Origin of the sequence: Psychromonas saccharinae (assembly GCF_051201515.1) — a bacterium.
GTDB lineage: Bacteria > Pseudomonadota > Gammaproteobacteria > Enterobacterales > Psychromonadaceae > Psychromonas.
The window spans coordinates 2,056,732-2,080,126 of the sequence record NZ_CP195153.1 but is presented as its reverse complement, the minus strand read 5'-3'; the positions used below and the strand labels follow the sequence as shown (position 1 = coordinate 2,080,126).

Below are 23,395 nucleotides of genomic sequence, written 5' to 3'. Positions count from 1 at the left end.
ATTGGCGTATAATGATTGATAACCCTACCATAAAATTAATATCTTGCGATAAAAACAAGCATAAACATCTTGATTTTATGTATTTATTTCAATTTTTCTTCTATTCTTCTTCAATATAGAGAACCATATTTTAAACTTGATATTAGTCAATAAAGACTATCAAAAATACTACAATTCTGGCATGATTTGAACAATCATTCATGTTAAGAAGGACACGATTCTGGACACATCAATTGCCTCACCATCTAAAACAAGTTCCTTAACACGCCAAGAATTTTTGATCTTCTTTTCGACTGTTTTTTTACCGATGTTTCTTGCTGCAGTAGATCAAACCATTTTAGCAACTGCCACCCCCAGTATTGTCAGTGATCTCGGTCATTTGAGCTTGTCATCTTGGATTGCAATAGGATACTTACTAGCCACAGCGGCTTCAGTACCTATTTATGGTTGGCTCGGTGATCGTTATGGTCGTCGAAATGTATTGGTATTTGCCCTGTTTATTTTCTGTATCGGATCGGTAATTGGTGCAATGTCGCAAACCATGTCCCATATGATTATTGGCCGAGTTGTTCAAGGGCTTGGTGGTGGCGGTTTAATGAGTTTGTCTCAAGCATTAATTGCCGAGCTTATCCCCCCCAGAGAACGTGCAAAATATCAGGGGTATTTTGCATCGATGTTTGCCTGCGCGAGTGTTGGTGGCCCGGTTATTGGCGGTTTAGTGGTTTCGAATTACTCTTGGCATTGGTTATTTTGGGCGAATATTCCATTAGCATTAATTGCTGTTTGGCGATTAATGGGTTTAACACCCAAGCCTATTCTTGAACACCGTAATAAACCCATTGATTGGACCGGATTAATCGTATTTCCCATTCTCTGTACTTTATTCCTTTACTGGACTTCCGTTGCTGGACAAAATTTTCCTTGGATATCATTCACTAGTAGCTATTTTCTAATACCGATTATTGTTTTATCGATACTCTTTTATCGTAACCAACAACGTCACCCCACGCCTTTTTTACCGAATCATTTACTAAAAAATAGAGCCATCTATATTCCCATCACGACCTCGATGCTATTTGCAGCGTGTATGTTTGCCTTAGTTTTTTTTCTCCCAATTTATTTGCAACTAGGATTAAAAACTAACCCCACAACATCCGGTCTATTATTGTTGCCGCTTACCATTGGGCAGATATTTGGTGCATTATGTAGTGGTAGAATTATGGCAAAAACGGGCATTCCTAAATGGATCCCGGTATTTGGGATGTCCCTTTCTACCTGTGGATTTATTGCATTAGGCACCCTACCACCAGAGCCAAAATTAGTCGGTTTATTAGGATTACTCTGCGGCATTGGATTTGGTACCGTGATGCCGACAACACAACTTGTTATTCAAAGCGTTGGTGGAAAGGCAAACCTCGGTTCAGTGACCGCACTGGCTTCATTATCACGAAACTTGGGCGCGGCAATTGGTACTGCACTATTCGGAGCTTTGATCTACACTCTCCTGCCCGGTTTTGACCATAATACCAGTATAGAGGTTTTGAGAAATGGGCCACAGGAACCGATTATTGCAGCATTCCAAACGAGTTTTTATATTGCGGCGGTCATTGCTGCTTTGGCGGCTATCAATGCAGCACGCGCGCCTATAGTTGAACTCAGCCATTAATAATAAGAATTAAATGTGCGTAAATGGCTGCAGAGGCGGATCTAATACCCACGTTCAAAATCAATCGTATATTGTAGCGGTCTACCAGCAATAAAACGTTGGTAGTTATCAATAAAGATAGGAGCAATGGAGGTTGGTACACTCATCGCAGCGGTATGAGAGGTAATGATTGTATTCGGTGTTTGCCATAATCGATGATCCGATGGAAGTGGCTCCTCTAAAAACACATCTAATACCGCCCCACCAATTTGACCTTGCTCAAGTGCATCGGCAAGTGCATCCTGATCAATCAAATTTCCTCTCCCAGCATTGACAATAACAGCGGTCTTACGCATTTGCATAAGCAACGCTTTATTAATCAATCCAGTTGTTTCAGGTGTATTTGGTAATACACAGAAGAGATAATCTAAATCCTTCACAAAATCGATGAGTTGATCACCGATAAAACACTGATCGACACCATCACAGCTTGTTTGACTGCGTGAATAGCCATAGGTTTTCATCCCGAAATTTTTTGCCATTTTTGCAACATCGACACCAATAGAGCCAAGCCCCATAATGCCTAATAATTTATTCTGTAATGTGCCCGGTGGCGTTTCATCCCACACTTTTTCTAACTGATGTTGATATCGTTCAAAGGCCTTACGTTCATGCATTAATAAATAACAAAATACGTATTCGGCCATTACCGGACCAAAGATGCCTTTCACACCCGTTAATGTATAATTCTTTGATAAATCTGGTGACAATAAGGGTGTTATACCAGCCCACATCGACTGTACCCATTTAAGATTATGTGCATACGGAATAGCACGACTCACCCTATCTGGAGCACCAAAAATAATATCGCATTCCTGAATATATTGATTATTTTCAGCAAACGTATCGAAAACCTCAATGGTTAGATTGGGTAAATCTGCTTCGGCTAATAGTGTCGAATACGTTTGTGCATCGCTAGATAAAATAGCTAATTTATAGTCCATCGTTAATCATCTCCAATATCCATTTTACATTATCAAGGCCGATTGTATTTCGCTCATATTTAAACCTTTCAATACGCATAAATACCCCCCTTGCCCAGTTATTATTTTCACCAGTTATTTTTCACATTTGTTTACATTTATTTAGGGCCTAGTATTTTCATTAACTTGTTACTTTTCATACTCTAAGATTACACATTACTAAGAATTAAGTCATAAAATGACCTAGCTGCTGGTGATAATGACCGTTTATGTTCTCTTAATACTAGTGAGAACTCACTGGTGAATCGCCACTTTTCCGGTTGTAAAGCGACTAAATTTTTTAGTAAAAGATTATTTTCAATAATGTGAGTCGGTAAAAAGCTTAAATGTGTCCCAGCCAAGGATAAAATAATACCTGATTCGACATTCCATCCATCAATCAACTTGATATTCTTAAGCTGATCAATATCTAACAATGCATACATTGTATTTGCCGAGTAGCCGCCAATATTGATACGTTGATTTTCCAATGAAAAATGATTATTTTGTATTGAAGATACCACATCATTTCGTCCATAAAGAAAACTTTCTTCACTAAATAGAAATGAGACGTGCTCAAAGGCATTAGCTTGATGTTCGCCTAACACAACAACCATCATGTCGATTTGACCTTTGGCTAATTTTTCATTAATAACAGTAAAATCGCCCACTTCAATAGTCACTTCAACACTATCACTTAATTGATAAAAATCTTCAATTGCCCTTGGAATCGGATTATTGGGCAAGGTAACAAGGTTATCTAAAATACCAATCCGTACGTGCCCCGTTAGGGTCGACTTAACGCCTTTAAGTTTAAAGGCAAAATCGGTAAGTACTGAGGTTAACTCATTTGCATAACCGTAAACCGTTCGCCCTTCGTCGGTTAAACAAAATCCACTTCGTCCCCTTTGGCATAATTTAACCCCTAAACTTTTCTCTAATTCGATTAACAAATTACTTAATACCGGCTGACTAAGCCTAGTACTAACCGTTGCGTTACTGATGCCACCTTGCTCGACAATGTCACAAAAGACTTCAAGACGCCTAAGATCCCGCTTATCAAGTTTCTCAATATGAACACGCATTAATCATTACATCCAGTTTTAGTTATGTTTATATCTTATAATATACATTTAACATTATGTTACAAGCTGCTACTTTTTAAACTCAATACATAACTATTTAAAGGAAATAAGTGGTGAATATGAATAAACAATCGACAATAGATGATTTTGAGTTAGTCCAAGTCCCCGATGAAGCGAAACGATCTTGGCATGTAATCAGTTTGATCTGGTTGGCCATTGGGATAGATATTTCAGGACTATTTTTAGGAGCCTTTTTAAGTAGTGGCTTAAGTATCAATGATGCTTTATTCGCTACCTTTATGGGATCCCTAATTTTAGCAGTATTAGCCATGCTGTGTGCCAATATCGGTTTTCAATCTGGTGTATCAACCCCATTAATGAGTAGCTCTGTGTTCGGACGCAATGGCGGTAAAATTCTAGGCGCCATTAATGGTATTTCGTTAATTGGTTGGTTTGCATTTCAAGCGGACTTTTTTGCTTATATCCTAGTTGACGCCTTTGCAAAATATAATCTAATCATGCCCCATATCATTGCCCTTATTGGCGGCGGTATATTAATGATGATCACGGCTATTTACGGTGTCCGCGCACTCGGTAAATTAAGTACTTTCTCGGTGCCGCTGATGATCACGCTGATCACCATTGGTTTAATCATGGCAGCCAATAGTCAAAGCGATAGTGAGCATATTATTACCAGTCCATTATCCATGGGTGAAGCGATTTCCTATGTCATTTCAATCTGGATCCTGGCTGCCGTTGCCGCCCCAGATATTGCCCGTTATGCAAAAACTCGCAAAGATGCAATCCTAGGTGCTGGTTTTGGTTTCTTATTTGGTAATAGTGCCACCATAGTCGTTGCATTATTATTAACCCAACTTACTGGCAGCGATAACCTTGTTGATGTCTTTTTCTCATTGGGCCTAGGCATCGCAGCAATCATCGTACTGGTATTTGCACAATGGACAACTAACAGTAGTAACCTTGTTTCCGGTGGTCTCGGTATGTCAGTTGTTTTACCTAAGATTCCGCGTCCTGCTCTTGTGGCTGCAATGACGGTAATCGGTCTGGGTATTGCACAATTCGGGATGATTGATTTATTTACCGCATTTTTAACCCTGTTAGGTGTCACAATCGCACCTTCCGCTGGCGTATACCTAGCACAATATTATTTTTTAGATAAAGCGGCACTGGCATATGAACGAATTCAAACTGCGCCAGCTTGGATGTTTAAAGGACTATTCTCCTGGGCATTTGGCAGCGCTATCAGTGCCTGCACTGCAGGTGAATTTTTCAATCTATTTAGTATTACAAGCATTTCAGCAATAGACGGCATTCTAGCTTCATTCGTTGCCTACTACCTGCTTACCAAACTCACCGCATCAGACAAGGAAAACCAACATGCTTATTAATGATCAAATGATAGATGATATTGCCTTAGGTGCCACGGTTCTTGGCACGGGTGGGGGAGGTGATCCCTATAGTGGGTCGTTGATGGCGAAGGTCGCGATTGCAAATGCATCCAAGCCCGTAGAATTAATTCCACTGGCTACTGTGAAAGATGATTGGATGACAGTGCCATCATCAATGCTTGGTGCACCGACGGTATCCATTGAAAAAATAAATGCTAAGGATCAAATGTTAGTCGCCTTTGAAGCGATGGAAAAAACCTTAGGTAAGACCATTGCCGCTACTTTTCCGATTGAAGTCGGTGGATTTAATTCATTGATTCCTATCCTCGTTGCGGCACAAAAAGGGATTCCCGTGATTGACTGTGATGCAATGGGACGGGCTTTTCCCGAATCGCAAATGGTCACTTTTTATTTAGATGGGTTACCTTCTGCACCGAACACCCTTGCCGATGAAAAGGGCAATGTGGCAATTCTATATCCACTCGATGGGCGTTGGTCGGAACGATTTGTTCGTCCTATTACCGAACAAATGGGCGGTTCAGCCGCTATTTGCGATTACCCCATGAATGGTAAAAACCTGAAGAAAAGTGCCCTACCCGGGACACTTTCAAAGGCGATTAAAATAGGCCAAGCAATTCGACATGCAAACCAAAATGGTGACAATGCCGTCGATGCTGTGTTGAAAATTGTGAAAGGATATCGCCTGATCAGTGGCAAAATTATTGATATCGAACGAACAACATCCGGTGGTTTTGCTACCGGTGGTGTGACCATTGAAAAGCTGCAACGTCGGTCTGATCAAACGGAAAACACACAGGTGTATGTACATTTCCAAAATGAATTATTATTGGCGCATTATGGCAATAGTAAAGCTGATATGTGCGCTGAAAATTTATTAGCAACCACCCCAGATCTTATCTCTATTTTAGATCATGAAACCGGTCATCCAATCACAACGGAACAACTTCGCTATGGTCAACGTATTGATTTAATTGCTTACCCCTGTGATCCGAAATGGCGAACCATCAAAGGCATTGAAGTTGCGGGCCCCAATTACTTTGGCTACGACCTAGCCTACAACACCATTGAATCACTTATCGCCAGTAGAAATAATTCAGGAGCATGTCATGAATAAAGCGGTTTTTCGTCTCGGCATAGACGTCGGTGGCACTAATACCGACGGGGTTATCCTAGACGCCTCACTTAACTGTATTGCTAAAATTAAAGTCCCCACTACAACGGATATATACAGTGGGATTGATAATGCAATCACCAGTTTGCTCACCAAATCACAACTACAGGGCGAGCAAATAACACATGCGATGCTTGGTACAACGCAATGTACCAATGCCATTGTAGAAAAACGTGGTCTAGATCGCGTCGGCTTGATCCGCCTAGCCCTACCTAGTGGCAGTGCTGTACCACCATTATCTGGCTGGAGTAAATCTTGGCAACAGTTATTAGGCGAACACTTTTATCAAGCACATGGTGGCTATGAATATAATGGCCAATTAATTGCCGATATTGATAAAGCTGAAATTCAAACATTGTGCGAGAAAATGAAAGGTAAAGTTGACTCGATTGCCATTTCAGGCGTTTTTTCTCCGGTAAATGGGGAGCAGGAAATAACCGTTTCAACATGGATTAGTGAAATATTGCCCGACGTTAATATCTCCCTGTCTCATAAAGTCGGTAGCTTAGGCATGTTAGAACGCGAAAACGCGACCATTCTCAATGCCTTGTTGCGAGGAATAGGTAGCCGTTTTGTACAAGGATTTTGCGATGCGTTAACGAACCACCGGATCCATGTCACCCCCTATTTTGGACAAAATGATGGCACATTAATGTCTAAAGAATTTGCTCTTTTGTATCCTATTTTGACCGTTGCTTGTGGACCTACAAATTCAATTCGCGGTGCAAGTCATCTAACCAAACTGTCGGATGCCATTATCGTCGATGTGGGTGGTACTACCAGCGATATCGGGGCATTAAGCCATGGTTATCCACGAGAATCCTGTGCCGCAGTGGAACTCGGTGAAGTCAGAACCAATTTCCGTATGCCAGATATCCTTGCACTAGCAATTGGCGGTGGAACACGGGTTGACATCAGCTCATTGGATATTGTTCTAGGCCCAGAAAGTGTTGGTCATTCTCTTATTAGCCAAGCATTAAGTTTTGGTGGGGATACCTTAACGTTAACCGATGTAGCCCTAGCAACAGGCCAGATGAATTGGAGTGATAATACACCGCTCCAGCCCATTAATGTGGATACGAATAAGCTAAAACAGATCTATCAGCTAATGGTCGAACGCATTGAAGAAGGTATTGATAAGATGAAAACCTCATCGGCACAGGTACCGGTTATTTTAGTTGGAGGAGGAAGCGCACTCATGCCAGAAAAATTTATGGGCGTAAGTGAAGTTATTCGACCGAATCATTTTGAAGTCGCGAATGCAATTGGCGTTGCCTTGGGAGAAATATCAGGACAACTCGATAAAGTCGTTGCGATTAATCCAACGCAACGAACACAAATTCTGACTGAATTAATTGAACAAGCCAAAAACATTGCCATTGATGCTGGGGCAAGTCCGATCGGTATTAGCGTGATTGAAAAAAGTGAAATCCCGCTCAGTTATCTGCCCGGCAATATGGTCCATGTAAAAATAAAAGCCGCCGGACAAATCAATTAATAACAGAATCTTATCGTCATCCAACGGGCAGCGATTAACAACGGCTGCCTCTTACCGACAAAATCGCCCTAGGTTGCACTAAACAAATTATCAACCACGTAGGGACGTTTTTTAACAAGAAACCATAGAACCCCTGCTGTTGCCCCAATCACTAATTGAATTGTACCTAAATTATGTATTAACGTTTCTGGGTTCAAGGACACAATCATCATCCCGATTGAACCACAAATCATGCCCGAGAATTGAATAATTGCCACGGCTGAACCGGTGTCTTGGGTTTGTTGGTCTAACATCAAATTAGTACCAGGCACACGCGTAATAATCACCATCATAGTGACAGGCGCTGCAATCAAACCAAATATCCACGGTGATACATGCCCAACACTAATCATTAACAAACCGCCCAAGGTCAATAGACAGAAACACAGAGTAATAATTTTTCTAACCGATATATATTGAGATAATTTCATATAAATAGTCGGTCCAAAGGAGGCACAAAAAGCATTTAACCCAAAGGCATAACCAAACTGCTGCTCTGTCAAACCAAACCCATCAATATAGATATATGAGCCGGCACTCAGAAAAGCCATCATCGCCATGGGGGGTAATGAAAAGATCCCTAATAACGATAGAAAACGCGGGTTCTGACAAACCACGCCTAAACGTCCCCAGGATTTGAAAATTGACCCCGTTGAACGACTATCTAACGTTTCTTCATAAAATAAAGCAATAATGGTAGCAAACACACCAAATACAGCTAATGCGATAAACATCATCGGCCAGGAGGCTATTTTTAACAAAAAAGCCCCGAGAACAGGAGCAACCATGGGCGCAATAATGACCAATGACATAATCGTTGCCATTATTTTTTCACGCTCACGACCACTGTACATATCTTTGACAATAGCAGTTGCGACCACGGTAACAGCGCTCCCACCAAAGGCTTGTAATAGACGAGATCCAATCAAAAATTCAATACTAGGTGAAGCTGCGCAGAGTAAACTGCCGACGATATAAATCCCAATCCCCAAAAGTAAAATAGGCTTACGGCCAAACTTATCACTTAATGGTCCCCAAAATAATAAACCAAAGGCATAGGTGACGAAGTAAACACTCAATGTGAGGTTAACCATGGTTTGCGTCGTCCCGAAAATTTCAACCATTTTAGGTAGCGCGGGAAGATATAAATCCGTCGTAAGAGGAGGAAAAGCACTGATCATCACAAGGAAGAACAGTGTGCCTTTATTGCCTAATCGATGTTGTATTTGTTTCAATGGTATATTCCTATGGAAAATAATTATAAATTGTGATTAATACGTTCAAGTAAATCACGAAATGTATTTGATTCTTGTTGAGAAAATCCATTCATCATCTCAGACATCACTTCTAACTCAACTTGATCAAGACGAGTAAGTAGTTTTTTTCCTTTACTGCTCAAGTGTAATAAAACAGCACGTTTATCTTCTGGGTTTTCCTGTTTAATAATTAGCCCCTGTCGCAATAATCGAGCAACTATCCGCGCTATTTGTGCTTTATCTTTATTCATGGACGCAACCAACATTTGTTGAGAAGTACCATCTGATTTTAAAATTTGGCCCATTGCAATATGCTCTAAGGGTGAAAATTCTACATTTTGACGTTTAACTTCAGCGCTCATTTTGCAACGAATGTTCATATGAATGACACGTAATGCATGATTTATTCGACGATAATCTGACAAATTAACTCCGTATAATGTAATAAAGGGATGATAAGATCCCCCTTAAATATAGTTGACTCAATCATCTAATTTTAACAGGTTAGTTGATTCGATCAACTAATTTGTTGCAGTGTCAATATCGAGGAGTATAAATATATGAATCGTGCAGAAAGGAATCATTAAAATACGAAAAGACTAAGCAATTATTTATGCCTAGTCAGAAACACGCTAAAATTATAATTGTTGTTTAAATTGTTCACCAAGTTGTGATAATTGTTGAGCTGAAATGACTTCAACATTATCGGCATCCAACACTTCACCCTTTTTAATCAACACCGTTCTCGGAAAACCATGCCCACCAAATTTTTCAGTAATATCTTGATGATCCAAAGTTAAATAAACATTACGTACATCTTGCACATTTACGTTATAAACTTGAATATCATCTCTTGAAAAGTCTTCAGTAAAATCAGCAATATTAACGGCTTGCTTTGTACAGTCTGAGCACCAAGCGGCAACGATGTTAACAATAAACGTGTTTTTAATGGCCATAAATTGTGTGATTTGTTGCGGCGTAATAGATTTAATCATCGGCTTTATCTCTTGCGAATAATAGTAAGTAAAGGCTATTCTTACTAGGTTAGACACATAAGTCTATTAAATATTTAAACAATGGGGATTTACATGAGATTAGGTGGAAAATTAATTGCGAATCCGAACGATCCGCTCATATGGGCTGAATCGTTGATTAATAAAGGTTATCGGGCAGGTGTTTGCCCACTAAAGGCGGATGCTTCAGACCAACAAATTGAATTATTACTTAATACCGCCCAAAAACACGATCTGCTTATTGCTGAAGTCGGAGTTTGGAATAGTCCCCTAGACAGAGACCCTGTCATTCGCGAACAATCTATTGAATTTTGTAAAGCCCAACTTGAATTAGCTGACCGAGTCAATGCAAATTGTTGTGTAAATATTTCAGGTTCAAGGGGTCCGGTTCGTAATGGCCCCGATAAAGAAAATTTCAGTGATGATACCTTTGAAATGGTTGTCGATACTGTCAGAGAGATTATCGATGCTGTAAAACCCACTCGCACCTTTTACGTTTTAGAATGTATGCCTTTTATGATCCCGGACAGCATTGAGTCCTATCAACGTCTGCTTAAGGCGATTGATAGAAAAGCCTTTGGTGTCCATTTTGACCCGGTTAATATGTTAATCACACCGCGTGATTATTATGATAATGGGAAAATGATTAACGCATTTTTACAAACCTTTGGCGATAGGATAAAAAGCTGCCATGCGAAGGATATTCAAATTCAACCGGGATTTCCCATTCGCATTCAAGAAGTGCAAGCAGGTTTGGGTATCCTTGATTACCGTACCTATATTAAAGCAATCAATAAAATAGACCCCAATATGCCGCTGATTATTGAGCACCTTCAAAGTGAAGAAGAATATCAAAAAGCAGCGGAATATATTACCCAAATAGCACAGGCAGTCAGTTAAGCATCAATGGCGTCTACCACTAATTTGAGTGTTGACTCAAACGACCCCGTTGCACAAATAAATAAACCATGATGACAAAAAACACCATCGGGAATACCGGCTACCTGAGAAAATTCGACATCCCGTAACCCAGCCCAAGTTTTTGGAAAATCTTTACGGTTTGCAAAGTCGCCAGGCGCAGCGGGAACTGCTCGTGCGTACCATTTCTCACCATTGGGGAAAATTGCATAAAGTATTGATTCGTTGTTTTCACTGTTAAATAAATGCTCAGTCCATTTACACCCTTCAGGTAGGACAATATAAGCAAGTTTCTTATCTAATGCCTCTTTAAGAGCCGACTCTAAACCAGTACGACTATTCATCCAATGCGTCGCTTGCTCAATTGCCGATTTAATTAATGAGCGCGCTCGCACGACTTCACCAGCAAAAACCTCATCGGCTTTATCATTATCAACTGGGTTCATCATACCAATGGATCCCGATAAGGATATTTCACGTGTATCAGCAAAGTCTTCAATATGTGACGTTAGGGTAACGCCATTATCTATTGCATCAAATTGTCTGATTAAACGTTTGCAAACCCGATCTGCAATCACTTCGCTACCACAAATTTCTGCACCATAATGCTTCCAAATAAGCCCGATAGAAGACATCTTTAATCCATCATCATAGGCAGGACCATCTTTAAAGTGATGATCATAAATTTTTTCATCGTGATTATAATAACCACCCACATCGACTAAAAAATCACATTTAGCCCAGACTTCTGGATCACGAGAGCGTTGTATTTCATACTCTGGGTACAGCATTGATAAAGAGGCAACGGCAAAGACATCATCCGCATGAAATGCACCACTATGTGTTCCGATTATTTTTTTCAAATTCATATTTCCAATTTTGTTAGCACTAAAATAATTACTTATTGTATCGTTTTTAAAGCAACGAGACAGTGCTAATTGATAATGAACTGAAATTTAATGGTCAATACAGAAAACCGTTTATATATACCCGTTACCATTCAAGATCCAGAAATCAGCAAGACAAGAAGTGAGCAGATTCTAGGCATAAAGGTGAAGATCTAACGGGTTAAACCGAGACTTTATAACAACGAAGATGTTTGCCTCTCGTCTTGCCCTGCGGGTCACTAGCTCGTTTCTTATAAACCATGGCAATACTGCGTTATAACATTCGATAAGGACTAGCCATTAAAGATGTAAAGTCTTGTTTTTACATCTACCGATAGAGGATTAACGCAGTTAATCGCTCGAAAGGTCATCATGTTACGCCTTGCCTTGGTATCCGAGCTAGTGACTGATAAACGCATCTTAATTGGTAACGGGTATAAGTGATTTTCTAGTTTTTATTAATAACACTAAAAAATAACTACCGCCAATCACCGAAACAACCGTACCCGCTGCAATTTGTACTGGATATCGAATATTTTGCCCTAACCAATCGGCTAGTACCATTAAGATGACACCGAATAACATCGCAATCCAAAGTTGAGTTTTTGCTTTTTTGGCGCCAGATAAAATCGCCATGTGTGGCGCTAATAAACCAACAAAGGCAACCGGTCCCATGGCGGTTGTTGTGACAGCGCACAGTAATCCCACGACAATAAATAAAATAGCAAAGATGACGGATACATTTAAGCCACGTGATTTAGCAAAGGCTCGACCGGAAGATAAAATGGTTAACCATCGGCTTGTTAGCAATGTAAATGCAGCTAATACACCAATTACTACCGCCAATATCAGCGATAAACCAGGTGTCGCCCGATAGGTGGATCCCACTAACCAAGTTAAAATCGCATAGGTGTCTTCGTTCCCTTTGATTAAAGAGAAACTCACTAAGGCATCAATTAATGCGGTCAGTGCAATCCCAGTCAAAATCATCATTGAAGGAGCATATTGATTACGTTTTCCCAATATAAGCAACAACAATAAAACCGTCATACTCCCCGCAAATGCAAGCCCAGGGCCGGATTTAAATACATTAACACCAAGAAAAACACCCGCTGCAACTAACGTAAACGTAGCCCCCGCAGACAGCCCTAAAATATCAGGGCTAGCAAGTGGATTGTATATAAGACGTTGAAGAATCACACCGGCTACCGCCAATCCTGCACCGACAGATATGGCCGTTACTAAACGTGGCCATTGTAACTGCCATGCAAAATGATCAGGTATTTGCCAAATCCAACTTACCGCGCCTTCCATCGTGGTTCGTGACAAAAACACGGCAATTAATAATGTTCCAAGCAGCATTATTAATAATTTCATTATTTGCCACTTATTTATCACCTGTTGGGTATGAGGTAATGAGAGCGATAAATTATCCTGGGCAGTTAATTGTCGACGCGTAAAAAGAATCAAAGCAGGCGCCCCAATTAACGCAGCCGCAGTGCCGCTTGGCACCATCTCAAAACTCATCTCACTAACAAATAACGCAATCATATCAGCAACTAATAAAAGAATAGCGCCTAACAATAAACTTGATATTAATTCAGCACGTGGTGTTCTTGCGCCTAACCCACGTGCAATATTCGGTGATAGGAGACCAATAAAACTAATGACACCAACACTACTAATGGAAACCGATACCAACCAAAGACAAATAAATAATAAACTGCAAAAGGCAGGCATAATATTTAATCCTCTTGCCTGTGCTCCCGTCTGCCCTAATCTTAAAATGGCAAGTACCCTTGGAGCAAAGGCAAGCAGTAATACAATCGGGGTTAGCTTTGGTATTAACCAACCTAAATTATCCCACCCATTTTGAGCAAGGTCCCCCGCTCCCCAGATAAATAAGCTTTTAACGTATTGTTCATTCAATAAAACAATCGCCGTTGCCACCGCACCAAATAAAATATTAATGGCCATCCCAGCCAAAATAATAGGCAAACCTGACATGTTTTTTAGACCAACAATTAAGATAACCACCAGCAATGTCAATATTGCACCTAATAATGCCACTAGCGATGCATAATCAGCCATAACAACAGGAAACCAAACACTCCCGATCACCATCGCTAACCAGGCTCCAGAGGATGTTCCCAATGTTAATGGGCTAAGCAAATTATTTTGCGTTAATTGCTGTAAAACACTGCCCACTAAACCGAGTGTTCCCCCTACCAGTACCGCCATCACTATTCGCGGTAACTGCGATTGCGCATACACAATAGCCGCAAAGCTGTCGTGTAAATTCATTTCAAAGGAAAATCGATGCACTATTGCCCATTGTTCAGATAAAGACAGTGAATGGCCTATTTGCAAGGTAAGAAAGACACAGAACATCATTGCCGTAAGCAATAACACAATCCGATAAGTGTTAGTCATGATGGTGCCCCCCTTGTTTCGGGGCAATCGCCAATAAACTCATCGTTATTGCCTCAGCGCTATAACCTAATGACATTGCACCACCATAATTCCAAACAGAATGAACACTATTGATCCGTCCATTACGCACAAAGGGCATGGCCTGCCAAATAATAGATTGAGATAATTTTTTCTGTTGCTCAAAGGGATTAAAATACAAGGCAATACCATTTCCGACGTGCTGTAGGTCATTTAATCGTATTTGGGTAACGCCCCATTGTGTATCGGGTTTCGGTATCGCTGAACTAAACCCGAGTCGATTTAATACATATTCAACCGTGGAATTACCACCATATAGGTAGACAGATGTTAAACTAGCAAAACGAAAAACAGCCACTTTCGGTAACATTTCTCCATACGCTTGCTTTAATTGTGCAGATAACTGTGTAAAACGCGCATCCATTGCCGCTAACTTTTGTTTGGCTAATGCCGATTTATTCAATACTTGTGCAATTTTCAAAAAGTTTTCAATGGCAGTATCCGCGTTATTATGATCTGCACTGTAGGTGTTTAATAATAGTACCGGTGCAATGCGCTCTAAACGGGTTAATAAATGTGCCTGAGCAGTGGCAATAATAATCAAATCCGGCTTTAATTGTGCTAAACGAATAAGATTAGGCTCTTCTCGACGGCCAATATCCTGTATTGTTTCAGGTGCAGCAGGTTTGACTACCCATGTACGATAACCGGCCACATCGGGCATCGCAATCGGCGGCGTATCAAGTTCAATTAGTTGCTCCGCGATATCCCAATTCAAAGTGGCAATACGTTGTGGGATATCAGCAGAAAAACCGGCTCCTCGGCTATTTTGTATCTCACCCTCGGCGTTCGCCATACCACACATTATGCAAGCAGCGATTAAACCTAATACCACTTTTAACATATTAGGGCGACCTTACAATCACAGGTTGGATGATCAATGAGCGTCACCGATGTTGAATATAATGCCGACAGTAAGGTTTCATTAGCTAACTGTTTCGTTTCCCCTTTAAAGGCAACTTTCCCATCCTTTAATGCAACCACTCGATTGGCATAACGAAGTGCTAAGTTTAGATCATGAATAATGACAATAATGCCACATCCCGTGTCTTTATTTAGTTTTTGTAGTAATGACATGAGTTGATACTGATGTTGAATATCAAGCGCCGAGGTTGGTTCATCTAACATCAAGATTTGTGATTGTTGTGCCAATAACATCGCAATCCACGCACGTTGTTTTTCTCCCCCCGACAATTGATCGGCCAAATCCTTTGCATAGTCAGAAACACCCGTTTGTTGCATGGCTTCATGAATAATATGCTTATCTTGGTGATTCCAACGCCCAAGCACACCTCGCCATGGATAACGCCCAAGACGCACTAATTCTTCAACATTCAATCCGGCAACATTGGGGAGTTGTTGTGGTAAATAAGCCACTTTCTTTGCAAGTGCTTTAGCGGGGTATTTACTCACGGGTCGATTATTTAATAATACCGAACCCTGCTCCGGTGAAAATTGATCCGATAATAGATTTACAAGTGTGGATTTGCCAGAACCATTATGACCTAAAATAACGGTAAACTGATCGTCTTCAATCGTCAGCGCATCGATATCTAAAATAACACGCCCTGCTCGCTTAACTTTTACATCTTTTAATTTGTACATCACGTTTCTTTTTTAATTTAGGACAATTTGCACATACAGTTGTGCCATTCACTTTGACAACTTGGCAACAGCTTGTTCGCCAATAGTTAACGTTAGATTGTAAATATTCAAAACCATCAATAAACCGATGTGATAAGCCAAATGCACTTAACCATAACTTCGCATCCACTAATAATGCTGAGGTTGTCATTTCAGGCATCATTTTTTGTACATGCTGCAAAGCAACCATCAAACTATCGGCAGTCAACTTGTTACTCATGCCCGGCCGACAGCTATAAGCCTGACATAATTCAAGTCGCCAATCTTCAAATATGGCATGTAATTGCCTACCGATAGAACTAATTAGCTGTTCCCGTGCACCACTTATTCCGATTAACGACGGCACCCCATAACCCGCTATTTTTCCTGACTGATAGACTTGACTAAATCCCGTAAAATTCGGTGCAATATTTAACTGATAAATACCAATAAAGGCGAGGTATATAGGCTGCCAGCAAAGTGAGTTCCAGATATAGGTCACGCGATAAATATTATCGGCCTCTGGATGATATTGTTGTAAATGGTGATAAAACTGCTCAATAAGTGCGCCATTATTTCGGTTAACTGAAATATCACCAACTTGCCAGGATTTAACCCGCCCATTTAAGGTCGGTATAAAATGGGCTGCAACTGCTAATAAAGACGGGCAGTCTTTTTCAATTAAATTAATAATGACCTCCTATTTATGCTTGTTTAAACCACTGCGCCGTAAATAGGTCACAGTGATCTAACCAACCGTTATTCACTAAAGATTGAATTTAACACCCACTTCGACGGTACGTTCTGCACCGTACCAACAATTCTCATCGTCATAACAGGTGAAATACTCTTTATCGAAGGCATTATTCACACTGACATTCAATTCAGCGCCGGATAATGAATAGCTTATTCCACCTAGGTCATAACCGAGTGATAAATCCGTTACCATATAATCGGGTACCATTCCTTCGGTATTGGTTGCATCCATTTGCATTTCCCCGACATAACGAATACCTGCACTTAAACGAGTACCATTAAGCAGACCATTATCGATATGGTAATTAGACCAAACATTAGCAGCATGTTCAGGTACATATATGGGGGTTGTCCCCTCGAGCCCATTATCACTGTCCTTAGTAATCTCCATATCGGTGTAAGTGTAACTCGCTGACACATCGAAATTATCGGTTATCCACCAACGTCCCTCTAACTCAAGCCCCTGGGAACGGATCTCGCCGACCTGAAGTTGATCTTGATAATCTGCAGAATCGGGATCTGAAATGACAACATTATTTTTCACAATATGAAATAGAGAAACGGTCGCCGTTTTACTGTAATCGGCTGAGTTATATTTAATACCCGCTTCAATTTGTTCACCTGTTTCAGCATCGTAGGATTCGCCAAAACTACTTTGACCGGTGACAGGTTCAAAGCTCGTCGCATAATTAATAAAGGGCGATAACCCATTTTCAAATTCATATAACGCGCCTAAACGATAAGAAAACTCACTGTCATCGGCTTCGGTAATTAACTCGTAATCGTAGCTTCCAGAGTAATCACTTTTACTTTTATAGGCATCGAAACGTCCACCAGCAATCAACACTAAACGATTAAGACGTACTTGATCTTGAAAATAGGCGCCTAATTGTCGAATAGTAATGATATCCGTATAAGAAGCTGACTCGACCAAGGCATCGCGGTCAATCATGTCATTGTCTGGATCAAAAATATTAAAGGTCCCGAATTGACTCGTTGCACCATAGGATTTATAGGTAGATTCGCCTTTCATATGCTGATAATCAACACCCAAGAGAATATGATGATCAACACCCGCTAGGTTAACGACACCGGTTAATTGGTTATCGATAGTGAAGCCCCTTAATTCTTCATCGGTGCTGTAAATATAACGATCTAAGTCACCGGTGGTTTCATCATAACTGTCATAGCTATAGGTATTTTCCTGGAACAAATCAGCATCGGTATAACGCGCATTTTGTAGGAAAGCCCAGTTACTATTAAATTCATGGTTGATTTTATATCCGACCATCAACACTTCACGTTCAAAACTATTCCAATTCACGTCTCCCACAAAGGTGCTAGGGGAAGTACTCCCATTCGCATTACTAAATAAGGACCCAGAGGAAGGTAACGATGAATTAATCCCCATATTCGGATCATTTTGGTAATAAACATTTAAGTTAAGAGAGGTTTTCTCTGAAAGCGCCCAATCCAATGAAGGCGCAATCACATAACGCTCCTCTTCGGTAGTATCGACTTGTCCATCTTTTTTACGTGCTAAACCAATAAAACGGTAAGAAACTGCACTTTCGCCTATTTGGCCCGTTGAGTCGATCGTCGCTTCGCGTAAATTACTCGTACCAAGCGTTGCGCCTAATGCTGTATTTTGTTCTTGCTGTGGCGCTTTAGCGATCATATTGACCATACCACCAGGTGGCATTGAACCATACAGTACAGAGGTAGGCCCCTTGAACACTTCAATTTGTTGCAAAGCAATCGGATCTATTTGCGGTTGTAGATTCCAACCTTCTAAGTATTGCAAAGCAAGACCATCGTAATAACTTTGAGTAATACTAAAACCACGGATCATAAAGGTATCGTACATCGTCACCGATCCGCCCTTGGTTTCCGTGATAACGCCCGGCGTATAACGTAAGGCTTCATTTAATGATTGGGCGCCACGTTGTTCCAGTAACTTACCATCAATCACGTTAATTGCCTGTGGCGTTTCTTCTGGCTGTAGAGCCGTTTTGGTGGCTGTATTACGATATGTTTTCCCTAATATAGATATGGTTTCTATATCCGAGTCATGACCTTGCGTCTCAGCAAAAGATTGAGATGAAGTCATCAGTGTAAGTGCAACCGAACTCGCTAATAGTGATCGCTTAAATGTGGGGGTATTTGCAATGATTGTCATAGTTATCTGCTCTATTATAAATCCATTAAATTAATCGATAACGATTATCATTTGCATATTATCTATTTTTTTAATTAAAACTTAACAATTTGGTGCATTATCTCTGCTATTCAGACTCATATTGAAACAATGCATTATAAAACAGGCAGCCAATATTCAGCTTGTAGCGGATGTTTTTGCTGATTTTTTGCATACACTTCAAGTTCACTGGACTCTGCTAACTTATATTCTGATTGAGGTAACCAAGAAAACACAAACCATTCAACGGATTTTGCGAATTGATTTATTGGCCCATTAAAGGACAGCACGGCATATTGTTGTGCAGGTAATTGCACACAATCTGCACCTTCAAAACGTTGTTGTGAACCGGCTAAATACGTTAAACTGCCAACGAGATCCGCTTTGCTTTCAGTAATAACACCAATAAACTGCTCAATAGTAGGATTTTTATATTGATAAGTTTGTTCAAAAGATTGCCAAGCCTGTGGCACGGTTTTCATATAATCAGGATTATCGGACACTAACCCGTTAATTTCACGCTCAACACCGAAGATGTTAGTGTCTGGTAGGTAGTCAATCCGCACTTGGACAAACAAAGCATCGAAGGTGTCGGTATCAAATGGATTTTTTATTAATGGCTTTTTAATCCCGTGACTTACCCCTCTTTTTTGGTATTGCTTAGGACCAATCTGAAAATAAGATTTAAACGCCCGACTAAATGCCATTTCAGAACTAAACCCGAGCATCAGCGCAATATCAATCATCCTATGTTGATTAGATAATACTAACTGCGCCGCCTTGGCTAATTTTTGTTCTCGTACATAACATCCGACACTTTGTTGGGTACACTCTTGAAAAACACGCTGTAATTGCCATCTTGACCAGCAACTTTTAGTCGCTAATTCATCTAAAGAAAGGGGCCGATGTAATGAATTGTCGATATAATCAAGTACCAACTCAATTCGGCTAAGTGATGAAGCACTCCTTGTTTTCACGATCTTATCAACGTCCTATGCTAATTAATTTCAGTTCTGTATAAACAGACACAAATAAACCTCATTATAATGCGAACAATTATCATTATCAACATTTAAGAAGTTAAACGCTATGATTGTTGAACCGTTTCTCGGGGAGCAAAACCAAATGTTTTTTTAAAAGCATTGGTGAAATTAGAGGGATGACGGTAACCGGCATTATAAGCAGCTTCGGTAATACTGATCACTCCCCTTTCCAATTGCTGTCGAGCAACCTCTAACCGTCGGCGACGAATATAACGTTGAATGCTATAACCCATCGTATGCTTAAATTTACGTTGTAAACTCGATAAGCTCATCGCAGAATATTGCGCCAATTGTTGTACTGAAAAATGTTGATCAAGATTCGCTTCAATATACTTCAACAAATCATCTAATGTTTTATCAAAAGGATCGACTTTACTATGTTGATTTACGTTAATACGATCTAATGTCTCACTATCCCCTTGCTTACATTGTTTAAATATTTCATACAGTAATGATTTAGTCAGCACCTCGATATGCATTTTGTCCATAAAACTTTCTGGCGTGCCGAGTTTAATAATCTCGTTGGCTAAGGTTAACATGACCTTATTAAGCTTGATCACTATATGGTCTAGATGATGTTGAATAAAGGTACTGAGCGGATCCATTAAACCAACCCGACTTTCAATCCAATGCAATGGCAATGTAATGTGTAATTTAACAACGTTATTATTTTCGTGGATCAATCGACAAAAGGTAACCGGCCGAGCTAAATTCACAACTACGGCACTATTTTCCGATTCTGCATCCAAATGAAACATCAGATTGTCGTAGCCAAAGTCTAATTTCCCCCGTAATAAAATAGTAATATTCAAGGACTTCTGTGCAGTAGCAATAACATGGAAATTAACCAGCTCTTGCGTTATGCCACCATGTAGACAAAAACCATTGGGCACCTGATAGGACAATAATTTACCTGTAACCAAGGTCAGATGTTGCGCTTGCCTATCGGATATAAGGTACTGTGTATTATTTTTTTCTAAGCAACGTATGAATGTCCCTTTGCTAAAGTTAGCCGTTAAATTGTGTTTGGTAGTCATGTGCTTTTCCCTCATAACATAATGGCTGTTTTGCATAACTAATTATGCTGTCACCGCGTTATCCTTTTTCTTATTATAAATGCGAATAAGTATCAATACCATTTATAATAAGGGAATAAAATGAAATTAGCACCAAACAAGCATGCAAAAGTGTATCTCGCCGTGATGTTAGCTATCAGTACGCAGGTAATAGCCGAAGAAACATCATCGGACGAATCCGTTGTTGTTTGGGGAACCAGCGTAGCCAGCAACTCTGAATTTTTGGGCGATCAAGATATGTCATTAAAACAAGCGGATCATATGTCTGATTTATTACGAGATATACCCGGTGTTGATGTAGGGGGTACACATTCATTGACACAACGTATCAATATTCGCAGTTTTGGTGAAAGTGATTTAGATATTCGTTTAGATGGCGCATCACAACATGCCAATATGTTTCACCATATTGGTAATTTAACGCTTAATCCTGATATTTTAAAATCCGTTGATATTGAAGTGGGTAATAACTCCGTCACACAATCATCTCTCGGCGGTTCCGTTTCCTTTGAGACAAAGGACGGTAAAGAGTTATTACGCGCCGGGGAAAAATTTGGTGCACGTGTTTACGGTGGTATTGCAAGTAATGACAATCAACAGGGTTCATTAACCGTCTATGGTTTATTGAGTGATAATGTGGATGCGATGGCCTACGGTAATATTGTTGACCGTGATAATTTTGAAGATGGTGATGGCACAGAAACCTATGGCTCCGCAGGACAAGTTTCCAATGCGTTATTTAAGATTGGCTATGAGCCTTCTATTAATCATCGATTTGAACTAAGTTACGATATGTACCGCGATAGTGGCGATTATAATCCGCGCCCAGATATGTCCGGTGCAACAAACCAAGCCTTCAGTGATGATCTACTGATCCCAACGGATTATGATCGCGATACAATTACCGGTTCCTATGAACTAACAGGTGCGAATACATCCGGGAAAGTAACACTGTTTAGCAGTGAAACAAAAATAACACGTGATGAATCCGTAATGGCAGGTGTTTGGCCTGAAGACCGTGTCTCTGTTAATACGGCAACGAATCACAATATCGGCGCCAATGCTCAGTTTCAATCTCAACTCGCGATTGCGAATTTCAATAATCAGTTAACTTACGGCGTTGATCTGATCGACCAAAATACGACTAGCAGCTATGGTGTTGTTAAATTTATGGAAGAAAGTACACGCTCCAGTGCGGTATTTATTGAAGATAAGATTTACTTTACGCCCGATTTCTCAATCACAGCAGGGATCCGCTACGACAACTTCAATCGTGATGCAGAAACCAGTGATACTACATTTAATGATATCACCTGGGGATTAGCAGCAGATTGGGACATCAACGATAATTTCAGCGTATTTGCAAGCACACGGAGTTTGTTTAAGGGGCCAGAGTTACTTGAAACCTTTATCAAATATCAAGATGTAACCTACTTAGATGAAGATATAAAAGCGGAAACTGGATTAAATTCACAAATTGGCGCGCGTTTTTCTCAATATTTCGGTGCTCATATCATTAGCGCAAGTGCAACCGTATTCAAAACAGATATTAATGATTACATTGCTGAAACCTGGGACACAGATGGTTACCTCATTGAAAATATCGGTGACGCAGAAATTAAAGGGTTTGAGATTAGTACAAGCTATGGGTATAACGCGTTCCTGTCAAAACTATCCTATTCTCGCTCAGAGTCTAACAATACAACAACCGATACGGCATTGCTGGATGGCAATGGTCGTAGTATGGATGTTGGAGATAGCATCGCATTAACCCTCGATTACCAAGCAGATTCAATTAATACGATATTTGGTTGGACATCTACCATTGTACTTGAAGAAGATAATGTTGAAGCCGACAGTGATGTCAAAGAAGCTTACAACACACATGATTTATATGCGCAATGGACCTCATCAAGTATTGACGGACTACAAATCACCTTCGGAATTGATAATATAACCAATGAATTGTATGTATCCCATGCATCAAGAACTGGCTCAGCTAAAGGTTATGTATTAGACGATTATGAACCTGGTCGTAATTATAAATTATCAGCTTCCTACCAATTTTAATGTTTATCGCTCATCGCCCCTGCTGCGATGAGCGCTCCCACATTTGTAAATCATATAGATCATTAAATTTTTTAAGATCATAGTCTTGCACAATCAATCAACAACAGTATAATGCGAATGATTCTTATTACCGACAATTAAATTAACTATAAATA

General features: G+C 40.2%; 19 protein-coding genes. 6 read left to right on the top strand and 13 right to left on the bottom strand.

The genetic code is table 11. The features are described 5' to 3' along the window. Window positions 1–277 precede the first annotated feature (277 nt). Window positions 278–1,666: an MDR family MFS transporter gene (locus ACR30L_RS09190; protein WP_435237711.1), complete on the top strand. Its 1,389-nt coding sequence runs from the start codon at window positions 278–280 to the stop codon at window positions 1,664–1,666. A gap of 41 nt (window positions 1,667–1,707) precedes the next feature. On the opposite strand, the gene ACR30L_RS09185 is transcribed toward ACR30L_RS09190, so the two are convergent. After that, entirely contained in the window at window positions 1,708–2,649 is a 942-nt protein-coding gene (locus ACR30L_RS09185) for a D-2-hydroxyacid dehydrogenase (RefSeq protein WP_435237710.1), read from the bottom strand. Window positions 2,650–2,837: 188 nt separating this feature from the next. Further along, on the bottom strand, window positions 2,838–3,752 hold the full coding sequence (locus tag ACR30L_RS09180) for a LysR family transcriptional regulator (protein ID WP_435237709.1): 915 nt from the start codon (window positions 3,750–3,752) through the stop codon (window positions 2,838–2,840). 119 nt (window positions 3,753–3,871) lie between these two features. On the opposite strand from ACR30L_RS09180, the gene ACR30L_RS09175 reads away from it, so the two are divergent. The 3 genes from ACR30L_RS09175 to ACR30L_RS09165 are packed head-to-tail and all read left to right on the top strand — an operon-like array spanning window position 3,872 to window position 7,851. After that, window positions 3,872–5,161: a cytosine permease gene (locus tag ACR30L_RS09175; protein WP_435237892.1), complete on the top strand. Its 1,290-nt coding sequence runs from the start codon at window positions 3,872–3,874 to the stop codon at window positions 5,159–5,161. After that, the gene (locus ACR30L_RS09170; RefSeq protein WP_435237708.1) at window positions 5,151–6,296 is read left to right on the top strand and encodes a DUF917 domain-containing protein; all 1,146 of its coding nucleotides are present in this window, start codon (window positions 5,151–5,153) and stop codon (window positions 6,294–6,296) included. Before ACR30L_RS09175 ends, ACR30L_RS09170 begins: the two co-directional genes overlap by 11 nt. Continuing rightward, entirely contained in the window at window positions 6,289–7,851 is a 1,563-nt protein-coding gene (locus ACR30L_RS09165) for a hydantoinase/oxoprolinase N-terminal domain-containing protein (protein ID WP_435237707.1), read from the top strand. Before ACR30L_RS09170 ends, ACR30L_RS09165 begins: the two co-directional genes overlap by 8 nt. Window positions 7,852–7,919: 68 nt before the next feature. Here the strand turns inward: ACR30L_RS09165 and ACR30L_RS09160 are convergent, their stop codons facing one another. From ACR30L_RS09160 to ACR30L_RS09150, 3 genes are all read right to left on the bottom strand, one after another. Further along, window positions 7,920–9,125, bottom strand: a complete 1,206-nt coding sequence (locus ACR30L_RS09160) for a multidrug effflux MFS transporter (protein WP_435237706.1) — start codon at window positions 9,123–9,125, stop codon at window positions 7,920–7,922. A 23-nt stretch (window positions 9,126–9,148) separates the two neighbouring features. Beyond that, a complete protein-coding gene (locus ACR30L_RS09155) occupies window positions 9,149–9,571 on the bottom strand; it encodes a MarR family winged helix-turn-helix transcriptional regulator (RefSeq protein WP_435237705.1) in 423 nt (140 codons plus the stop codon). 213 nt (window positions 9,572–9,784) lie between these two features. Next, complete coding sequence (locus ACR30L_RS09150; protein ID WP_435237704.1) at window positions 9,785–10,141, bottom strand: peroxiredoxin family protein; 357 nt, start codon at window positions 10,139–10,141, stop codon at window positions 9,785–9,787. 93 nt (window positions 10,142–10,234) lie between these two features. On the opposite strand from ACR30L_RS09150, the gene ACR30L_RS09145 reads away from it, so the two are divergent. Further along, window positions 10,235–11,059, top strand: a complete 825-nt coding sequence (locus ACR30L_RS09145; protein ID WP_435237703.1) for a sugar phosphate isomerase/epimerase family protein — start codon at window positions 10,235–10,237, stop codon at window positions 11,057–11,059. On the opposite strand, the gene ACR30L_RS09140 is transcribed toward ACR30L_RS09145, so the two are convergent. The 8 genes from ACR30L_RS09140 to ACR30L_RS09105 all read right to left on the bottom strand — a co-directional run bounded on the left by ACR30L_RS09140 (window position 11,056) and on the right by ACR30L_RS09105 (window position 21,131). Next, a complete protein-coding gene (locus ACR30L_RS09140; protein WP_435237702.1) occupies window positions 11,056–11,940 on the bottom strand; it encodes an MYG1 family protein in 885 nt (294 codons plus the stop codon). The genes ACR30L_RS09145 and ACR30L_RS09140 overlap by 4 nt on opposite strands. Before the next feature lie 444 nt (window positions 11,941–12,384). Continuing rightward, window positions 12,385–14,397, bottom strand: coding sequence for a Fe(3+)-hydroxamate ABC transporter permease FhuB (gene fhuB, locus ACR30L_RS09135; RefSeq protein WP_435237701.1), 2,013 nt, complete (start codon window positions 14,395–14,397; stop codon window positions 12,385–12,387). Further along, a complete protein-coding gene (locus ACR30L_RS09130) occupies window positions 14,390–15,319 on the bottom strand; it encodes an iron-siderophore ABC transporter substrate-binding protein (protein WP_435237700.1) in 930 nt (309 codons plus the stop codon). The genes fhuB and ACR30L_RS09130 overlap by 8 nt, the downstream gene beginning before the upstream one ends. Continuing rightward, a complete protein-coding gene (locus ACR30L_RS09125; protein WP_435237699.1) occupies window positions 15,313–16,080 on the bottom strand; it encodes an ABC transporter ATP-binding protein in 768 nt (255 codons plus the stop codon). The genes ACR30L_RS09130 and ACR30L_RS09125 overlap by 7 nt, the downstream gene beginning before the upstream one ends. Further along, the gene (locus ACR30L_RS09120) at window positions 16,052–16,780 is read right to left on the bottom strand and encodes a siderophore ferric iron reductase (protein ID WP_435237891.1); all 729 of its coding nucleotides are present in this window, start codon (window positions 16,778–16,780) and stop codon (window positions 16,052–16,054) included. The genes ACR30L_RS09125 and ACR30L_RS09120 overlap by 29 nt, the downstream gene beginning before the upstream one ends. Window positions 16,781–16,864: 84 nt before the next feature. Continuing rightward, entirely contained in the window at window positions 16,865–19,033 is a 2,169-nt protein-coding gene (locus ACR30L_RS09115; protein ID WP_435237698.1) for a TonB-dependent siderophore receptor, read from the bottom strand. A 134-nt stretch (window positions 19,034–19,167) separates the two neighbouring features. Further along, entirely contained in the window at window positions 19,168–20,028 is an 861-nt protein-coding gene (locus tag ACR30L_RS09110; RefSeq protein WP_435237697.1) for an AraC family transcriptional regulator, read from the bottom strand. Between the two features lie 110 nt (window positions 20,029–20,138). Beyond that, on the bottom strand, window positions 20,139–21,131 hold the full coding sequence (locus ACR30L_RS09105) for a helix-turn-helix transcriptional regulator (protein WP_435237696.1): 993 nt from the start codon (window positions 21,129–21,131) through the stop codon (window positions 20,139–20,141). 120 nt (window positions 21,132–21,251) lie between these two features. Here ACR30L_RS09105 and ACR30L_RS09100 point away from each other — a divergent pair, with 120 nt between their 5' ends. Continuing rightward, complete coding sequence (locus tag ACR30L_RS09100; RefSeq protein WP_435237695.1) at window positions 21,252–23,240, top strand: TonB-dependent siderophore receptor; 1,989 nt, start codon at window positions 21,252–21,254, stop codon at window positions 23,238–23,240. Window positions 23,241–23,395 lie beyond the last annotated feature (155 nt).

What these genes read in the sequence shown, in the direction of transcription:
- ACR30L_RS09185 (WP_435237710.1), bottom strand. Translation starts at nt 2,649, where the DNA reads ATGGACTATAAATTAGCTATTTTATCTAGCGATGCACAAACGTATTCG.
- ACR30L_RS09180 (WP_435237709.1), bottom strand. Translation starts at nt 3,752, where the DNA reads ATGCGTGTTCATATTGAGAAACTTGATAAGCGGGATCTTAGGCGTCTT.
- ACR30L_RS09175 (WP_435237892.1), top strand. Translation starts at nt 3,872, where the DNA reads ATGAATAAACAATCGACAATAGATGATTTTGAGTTAGTCCAAGTCCCC.
- ACR30L_RS09170 (WP_435237708.1), top strand. Translation starts at nt 5,151, where the DNA reads ATGCTTATTAATGATCAAATGATAGATGATATTGCCTTAGGTGCCACG.
- ACR30L_RS09165 (WP_435237707.1), top strand. Translation starts at nt 6,289, where the DNA reads ATGAATAAAGCGGTTTTTCGTCTCGGCATAGACGTCGGTGGCACTAAT.
- ACR30L_RS09150 (WP_435237704.1), bottom strand. Translation starts at nt 10,141, where the DNA reads ATGATTAAATCTATTACGCCGCAACAAATCACACAATTTATGGCCATT.
- ACR30L_RS09145 (WP_435237703.1), top strand. Translation starts at nt 10,235, where the DNA reads ATGAGATTAGGTGGAAAATTAATTGCGAATCCGAACGATCCGCTCATA.
- fhuB (WP_435237701.1), bottom strand. Translation starts at nt 14,397, where the DNA reads ATGACTAACACTTATCGGATTGTGTTATTGCTTACGGCAATGATGTTC.
- ACR30L_RS09130 (WP_435237700.1), bottom strand. Translation starts at nt 15,319, where the DNA reads ATGTTAAAAGTGGTATTAGGTTTAATCGCTGCTTGCATAATGTGTGGT.
- ACR30L_RS09125 (WP_435237699.1), bottom strand. Translation starts at nt 16,080, where the DNA reads ATGTACAAATTAAAAGATGTAAAAGTTAAGCGAGCAGGGCGTGTTATT.
- ACR30L_RS09115 (WP_435237698.1), bottom strand. Translation starts at nt 19,033, where the DNA reads ATGACAATCATTGCAAATACCCCCACATTTAAGCGATCACTATTAGCG.
- ACR30L_RS09105 (WP_435237696.1), bottom strand. Translation starts at nt 21,131, where the DNA reads ATGACTACCAAACACAATTTAACGGCTAACTTTAGCAAAGGGACATTC.
- ACR30L_RS09100 (WP_435237695.1), top strand. Translation starts at nt 21,252, where the DNA reads ATGAAATTAGCACCAAACAAGCATGCAAAAGTGTATCTCGCCGTGATG.